Origin of the sequence: Thiohalocapsa sp. (assembly GCF_019695415.1) — a bacterium.
GTDB lineage: Bacteria > Pseudomonadota > Gammaproteobacteria > Chromatiales > Chromatiaceae > Thiohalocapsa.
Genome location: NZ_JAIFKJ010000202.1, coordinates 5,392 through 12,363, shown reverse-complemented (window position 1 = coordinate 12,363; position 6,972 = coordinate 5,392). Strand labels below are relative to the sequence as shown.

Here is a 6,972-nt window from a genome sequence, read left to right as displayed (position 1 = left end):
TGCTTATATTGTTTTGTTATTGTGTTTCTTTTTTGTTTACTGTCACGGGGTTTCATTGTGTGTCCACGTCTACGCTGTCTGGCAGAGGTAGATGGTTCTAATGTTTTGTGTGACGATACGGCGGCCACCGGGTCCTACACCTCTCGAGTCGTCGGCAGCGTCAGATTTGTATAAGGGACAGCGGTAGCGCGCCAGCTCAGCCTCGGCGAAGCGCAATGTCTTGGGCACCTTGCCGTCGTGGTCGCGCGGGTCGATGGACGTCACCTGCACCTGCGCGGTGCCCTGCTTGTCCATGCCGAGCTGCTTGGCGGCGGCATAGGAGAGATCGATGATGCGATCGCCGACGAAGGGACCGCGGTCATTGATGCGCACGATCAGGTGGCGGCCGTTCTCCAGGTTGGTCACCAGTGCATAGGTGGGTAACGGCAGGGTCTTATGGGCGGCGGTCATGCGGTGCATGTCGTAGCGCTCTCCACTGGAGGTCTTGCGCCCGTGGAACTTGGGGCCGTACCAGGAGGCGATGCCCCGCTCGACATGGCCGCGACTCGTGGCTTTGGGATAGTAGGTCCGCCCGAACACCACGTACGAGTGCATGTTGCCGTAGCGCGCTTTGGGCTCGACCCGCGGCTCTGCGCCGCCGATATCATCGATGCGAACGACACCCTGCTTCGGGCTGCTGCCGCACCCGGTCAGGAGCAACGGCGGCGACAAGATCAGCAGCGTGGCCAGCAGCGTCGGGGACGCCAGCGGCAAGGTTCGGCACCACGCCGTCGTTCGGCCGGACGCTGCCCTCATAGACGGGTCAGCGTGCCGCATTGTCGGTGTCCTCCTCGGCGGCGCGCGCCGCGATCTCCCGACTCAGCTGGAACGCCGCCATGGCGTAGAGATTGCTATGGTTGTAGCGGGTGATGGCGTAGAAGTTGTCGAAGCCGAGCCAGTACTCGGTATCCTCGCCGTCCAGCGCCAGCAGGGTCGCTCGGCTGTCGGCGGCCGGTTGGTCTGCACCCGTCGCGTCGTCAGGCACCACCCCCGCCGCCGCCAGCTGCGCGAGCGTCTGCTCGGGGCGCACCGGACGCTTCTCGGCAATCGGGATGCCGGCCGGCCGGCCGGCAGTGAGCAGCGCCGGCGCGGCGACCGGCGCGTCGCGCCGCCAGCCGTGCTGGGCCAGATAGTTGCCGACGCTGCCGAGGACATCGGCCGGGCTGTCCCAGAGGTCCCGGCGGCCGTCGCCGTTGAAATCCACGGCGTAGGCTCGGTAGCTCGACGGGATGAACTGGGGCATCCCGACGGCGCCAGCGTAGGAGCCCTTGGCGGTCCGCGGATCGACCTGCTCCTCCCGGGCCAGCCGTAGGAACTCGCCAAGCTCCTTGCGAAAGAAATCCGCCCGCCTGGGATAGGCAAAGCCGAGGGTGCTGAGCGCGTCCAGCACCCGGTGGCTGCCAAGGGTGCCGCCGTAGTTGGTCTCGATACCGACAATGGCGGTGACGATCTCGGGCGGCACACCATAAGCCGCCTCCACCTGATGCAGCAGATCGGCATGCTCGCGCAGGAAGGCCGCGCCGCCGCCGATGCGCTCGGGCGTCACAAAGAGCTGCCGATACTCGCGCCACGGCTTCGCCTCGTAGGGCCGATTCATGGCATCGATGATGTCCTGCTGGTAACGGGCATCGGCCATGAGGGCGGCGAGCGCGTCGGCGCCATAGCCGAGACTGCCCGCCATGTCGGCGACGAATGCCCGGCTGCCGGCGGTGTAGGCCGGTGGGGCTTCTGCGGTGGCCTGCGCGGTGGCCGCCAGCAGGGAAGCGGCGGCGATGGACAGGATGACCGACGCCCGGGGCCGGGCCGAATCGTCGGTGAAACTGGCGCTTGATTGCATGGCGGCGGCGACGTTGGCTGAAGGCACTGACAATGCACTTTGAGTATATTCTAGAAGTGATTATTTTAAAAACATTTTCTTCTCCAAGATTCGCTCGACTACAGCATCAACGCCGCCGCGCTTGGACACGCGACGGCGCGAGCCCGCTGCATTACTGCCCGCGCGCCGGTGTGGTAGCGTTGTGCCTTGACGCTTGACGAGACACCGATTGATTGGCCACCTGGCCCAAAACCGGACATCTTGCCCCGCGCAGGAAGCTCCGATAAATCGGCGCTTCCTTAACGCCCAGCCCCAAAGCCTCAAAGTCATGGCCCTCGATAGTAAAGACGTTGTAAAGATCGCCCACCTCGCCCGCCTGCAGGTTGCGGAGACCGATCTGGAAGCCTACGCCGCAGAGCTGTCGAAGATCCTCGACCTGGTGGAGCAGATGAACGCTGTGGATACCAGCGGTGTGGAGCCCATGGCGCACCCGTTGCACATGGCCCAGCGCATGCGCGCCGATGCCGTCACAGAGACAAACCAGCGCGAGGCCTTCCAGGCAATCGCGCCGGCGGTCGAAGACGGTCTCTACCTGGTGCCCAAAGTGATCGAGTAGCCGCACGCTCCCCAAAGGACCGACACTGCCCAACCACCCTACCAGCATCGCCCATGCACGACCTCCCCATTGCCGACCTCGCCGCCGGCCTGCGCGAGAAGCGCTTCTCCAGCCGCGAGCTCACCGCGCACTTTCTCGACCGAATCGAGCGCTTGGACCCGGCACTCAACAGCTGCATCACGGTGGACCACGATATGGCGCTCACCGTTGCAGACGCCGCCGACCGTCGCCTCGCCGCAGGCGATGCCGGACCCCTCACCGGTATCCCGATCATCCACAAGGACATCTTTCTGACCAAGGGCGTGCGCACCAGCTGCGGCTCGCGGATGCTGGACAACTTCGTCCCGCCCTTCGACGCCACCATCGTCGAGCGATTGGCCGGCGCGGGCACAATCATGCTCGGCAAGGCCAACATGGACGAGTTCGCCATGGGATCCTCCAACGAGACCAGCTGGTACGGCCCGGTGCGCAATCCCTGGGACACAACGCGCGTCCCGGGCGGCAGCTCCGGCGGCTCCGCGGCAGCGGTGGCGGCCGGTCTCTGCGCCGCCGCCACGGGCACCGACACCGGGGGCTCCATCCGCCAGCCGGCCGCCTTCTGCGGCACCACCGGCATCAAGCCCACCTATGGGCGCTGCTCGCGCTACGGCATGATCGCCTTCGCCTCCAGCCTGGATCAGGCGGGGGTGCTGGCACGCTCGGCGGCGGACGCGGCCCTAGTGCTCCAGGCTATGGCGGGGTTCGATGCTCGCGACTCCACCAGCGCCGAGGAGGCGGTGCCGGACTATGCCGCAACCCTCGGAGACGACATCAGGGGCCTGCGCATCGGCCTACCGCGGGAGTATTTCGGCGAGGGACTGGAGGCGGGCGTCGATGCGTCGGTGCGCGGCGCCCTCGCGGAGCTGGAGCAGCAGGGCGCGACCCTGGTGGACATCAGCCTGCCCAATGCGCCGCTCTCGGTGCCCGTGTACTACGTGGTGGCCCCGGCGGAGTGCTCATCGAACCTGGCGCGCTTCGACGGCGTCCGCTACGGCCACCGCTGCGAGGCCCCGAGGGATCTGGAGGATCTGTACAAACGCAGCCGCGCAGAGGGGTTCGGCGCAGAGGTGAAGCGGCGCATCATGATCGGCACCTATGCGCTCTCGGCGGGCTATTACGACGCCTATTACTTGAAGGCCCAGCAGCTCCGCCAGCTCATCGCCGACGACTTCCGCCGCGCCTTCGAGCAGGTGGACGTCATCATGGGCCCCACCACCCCCACCACCGCGTTCCGGCTCGGCGCCAAGACCGACGACCCGGTGGCCATGTACCTGAACGACATCTACACGATCGCCACCAACTTGGCGGGGCTGCCGGGGCTCTCGGTGCCAGTCGCCCCCGTCGACGGCCTGCCGGCGGGGCTGCAGATGATTGGCAATTACTTCGCGGAAGGACGCCTGCTTAACGTCGCCCACCGGCTGCAGCAGGCGACGGACTGGCATCGGGCGGCACCGGCTGAATTCGGCTAAGGAGTCTGGGTCGACCCGCATCAGTCGGCGTCTTGCCACGCACCCAGGTGCTGCTCCAGTCGCCGCACCCGGCATCGCAGGCGCTCGATCTCGTCGATCAGCTCAAGCGCCAGCGCAGCGCCGGGCAGGTTCAGCTCCAGGTCCCGCTGCAGGCGCACGGCACGGCGCACTCGGATGACTTCCACGCCGCGGAACACCCATTGCTCAGGGGCCGCGCCCCGCGGCTGCAACATGCCCTCGGCGACCATGGAGTGGACCTGCTCGACACTGACCCCGCAGACATGCGCCAGCTCGGCGAGCTTGAGCGCCCGTTGCTCGTCCAGCAGCTCGCCTTCGATGCCGGCTTGCGATTGCGTCATGGCTCAGACCCCCAGCTTGGCGCGTGGATTGAAGGACTTGAAGCGCTCGGCGAGGGCTTCGAAGGCAGCCTTAGCGCTTGCATCTGTCGCCGGCGGGTTGACGATCTCGAGCTGCACGTACGTGTCACCCGGCGTCTTGCCCGGCAGGCCGCGGCCCTTGAGCCGCAGGCGCTGATTGCTCTGGGCGCCTGCCGGGACCTTGAGGCTCACCTTGCCGCCCAGGGTCGGCACCGACACCGTGGCGCCCAGGGCTGCCTCCCAAGGCGCAATGGGCAGGCGTAGATGAAGATCCCGCCCCTCGGCGCGGAACAACGGATGCGGGGCGAACTCCACTTCCAGGTACAGGTCGCCCGCCTCGCCACCGCCCACACCGCCGCCGGCCTGCCCGGCGAGCCGGATCTGCTGGCCCTCGGTGACGCCGGCGGGGATGCGCACATTGAGCGTGCGGGTGCGGCTGGAGACGCGGCCCTTGGCGTCGATCTCCGGCACCTCCAGGCTGAGCTGTCGGGTCGCGCCGTGGTAGGCGTCCTCCAGCGAGATACGCACCCGCGCCGTTTGATCCGAGCCGCGGGACGCGAAGCCCCCGGCGCGACCGCCAAAGCCGCCGTCACCGCCCATGCCGCCGCCCCTCATGCCGCCGAGATCGCCGAAGATGCTGGAGAAGAAGTCGCTGAACTGCGCCGCCTCTTCTGGCGACATGCGCTCCGCACGCTGCCAACGCCGACCGTCGCCACCGGCTCCGTAGCCGGGCGGCGGACGGAACTCGTCGCCGGCGTGCCAGCCGGTGCCAAGGGCATCGTACTGGGCGCGCTTCTCGGGGTCTTTCAGCACCTCATTGGCCTCGTTGACCTCCTTGAAGCGCTGCTCCGCATCCGGCTCCTTGCTCACGTCCGGATGGTACTTGCGCGCGAGCTTGCGATAGGCGCGCTTGATGTCGTCCTGGGTGGCGTCGCGGGCGACACCGAGGATCTTGTAGTAGTCCTTGTATTCCACCGTGACCTCGCGCTGGATGGCCCGTCAGCCCACATTCTAAACCCCCTGGCGGTCAGGGCACGACGCACGTGCGTCGCTTGCGTGCGCGCTCAGCGCACCCGCCCGCGACCTTCGAGCGGCGTCACATTGCCGCGCAGCACGTTATTGCTGAGGACGGCCTCGGCGTTCTCGGCAAAGTTGCGCACGAAGACCACGGGCATGGCGCCTTCGCTCTCGAACAGGTTACCGCCGACGAACAGCGTGCCGCGCCGCGACCTGTCGCCTTCTGGCATATAGGAGATGGCGGCGTTGTTGTCCGCGCGCTCGCTCTTGCGCAGCAGGTTGTCACGGATGATGGACTCACCGCCCTCGGACAGGTCGATGAGGTAGCTGGCGCCGCCGTCGCCGTCGACGATGCGGTTGCCAACGATCGTGTTCTTCCGCGCCCGGGTCTTCACCTGATGGCCAGTGACGGCGCCATGCACATGGCTGCCGCGCAGCTCGAAGCTGGCGATGCGGCCGACGTAGATGTTGTGTCCCAGGCGACCGTGGCGCTCGTAGTCGACGATGTTGTGATTGAATTCTGAGTCAATAATGACAAGCTGACCGCGTGGGTTGTGGTTGGTAAGGATGCCCATCTGGTGATCATGGAAGTGCACGCCGCGCAGCGTAAGCTTCCCCCCCTCGGCGCGGATGCCGGCGCCGGCGAAGCCTGGCACACGGGTGCCGGACATCTCGATGTTCTCCACCAGCACATCGTCGCCCTTGATGACCCAGATGGCCTTACCCTCAGCGGCCTTCCCCGCGGCCCGCAGGTGCGGGCGCCCGCCCACGCCGCGCAGGGTGAGCCGATCCTGACGCCAGACGGCCACGTCGCCGAGGTACTCACCCCCGACGATCTCCACCGTGTCGCCGGCCTTGGCCACCCGCGCCGCTGCGCTCGGCACCTTTAGCGCCTCCTCAGGACCAACACGGAGCACGCGCGCCGCAGACGGCGGGACATGTATGACTGAAAAGAGCGCGAAGACCAACACGACCAACGCGGGGCGAAACGCCCACGCGCTTCTGCAGTCAGCCAACATCACTCATACCTCCGGTTGCGGCACTGCAGCGGTCCACCATGACTGTTTGGCGCAGGCTGCGCGAAACTCACCATGAACAATCTGGAGGGGCGCGATTGTGCACCTGTACGCGCGCCGTGTCAGCGCCGGCAGGGGGTGAAGAAGTCATTGTGCATGGCTTCCACACACTGCCGTCCGGTCCCGGAGAGCGCGGTCGGGTCCTCCAGGGCGAGGCGCTCCTCGGTCTCCAGCGCCATGAGCTGGCGGGCCGCGTCGCAGGCCTGGGTATCGGCGCAGGCATTGTCGGCACCGCAGACTCGGCGCACCAGGTCCCGGCAGCGGCTATCGCCACCGGCGGCGAGGCTCCTGCAGGCCGCAAAATCGGGCGCGGAGCGGGCCTCGCGGCAACGCTCGGTGGTCGGCGTCTGCGCCGCGTCGGCACCGCCACCGGACCCCTGCATGATCCGAAGATCCAGGACCTCAAGCCTGCACCAGGCAAGCAGGGCACGCACCCGCACGCAGGCGCACCCCTGGCGGCCACAGACAACGACACACCAGCACCACCACACCGCCACACACCACAACAACCCGACGAAGACCG

The 6,972-nt window shown here is 67.1% G+C and carries 6 protein-coding genes and 2 pseudogenes; 2 read left to right on the top strand and 6 right to left on the bottom strand.

The annotated features are described in order from the left end of the window. Positions 1–243: 243 nt before the first annotated feature. Positions 244–711 (bottom strand): annotated as a pseudogene (locus tag I6U14_RS05790) (septal ring lytic transglycosylase RlpA family protein); the annotation flags it as partial. A gap of 91 nt (positions 712–802) precedes the next feature. Continuing rightward, positions 803–1,903 carry a lytic murein transglycosylase B gene (gene mltB, locus I6U14_RS05785; RefSeq protein ID WP_296897627.1) on the bottom strand — a complete coding sequence of 367 codons (1,101 nt, stop codon included), beginning with the start codon at positions 1,901–1,903 and terminating at the stop codon, positions 803–805. A 280-nt stretch (positions 1,904–2,183) separates the two neighbouring features. Between mltB and gatC the strand changes: the two genes are divergently transcribed. Both gatC and gatA read left to right on the top strand, forming a co-directional pair. Beyond that, entirely contained in the window at positions 2,184–2,471 is a 288-nt protein-coding gene (gene gatC / locus I6U14_RS05780) for an Asp-tRNA(Asn)/Glu-tRNA(Gln) amidotransferase subunit GatC (RefSeq protein WP_296897625.1), read from the top strand. A gap of 53 nt (positions 2,472–2,524) precedes the next feature. Then, a complete protein-coding gene (gatA, locus tag I6U14_RS05775) occupies positions 2,525–3,979 on the top strand; it encodes an Asp-tRNA(Asn)/Glu-tRNA(Gln) amidotransferase subunit GatA (RefSeq protein ID WP_296897623.1) in 1,455 nt (484 codons plus the stop codon). 20 nt (positions 3,980–3,999) lie between these two features. Here the strand turns inward: gatA and I6U14_RS05770 are convergent, their stop codons facing one another. The 4 genes and pseudogenes from I6U14_RS05770 to I6U14_RS05755 form a co-directional block, all read right to left on the bottom strand. Then, complete coding sequence (locus tag I6U14_RS05770; RefSeq protein ID WP_296897622.1) at positions 4,000–4,338, bottom strand: chaperone modulator CbpM; 339 nt, start codon at positions 4,336–4,338, stop codon at positions 4,000–4,002. 3 nt (positions 4,339–4,341) lie between these two features. Further along, positions 4,342–5,331 carry a DnaJ C-terminal domain-containing protein gene (locus I6U14_RS05765; RefSeq protein ID WP_296897621.1) on the bottom strand — a complete coding sequence of 330 codons (990 nt, stop codon included), beginning with the start codon at positions 5,329–5,331 and terminating at the stop codon, positions 4,342–4,344. Between the two features lie 89 nt (positions 5,332–5,420). After that, a complete protein-coding gene (locus I6U14_RS05760; protein ID WP_296897620.1) occupies positions 5,421–6,257 on the bottom strand; it encodes a right-handed parallel beta-helix repeat-containing protein in 837 nt (278 codons plus the stop codon). Between the two features lie 254 nt (positions 6,258–6,511). Next, positions 6,512–6,972, bottom strand: a pseudogene (locus I6U14_RS05755) (hypothetical protein); the annotation flags it as partial.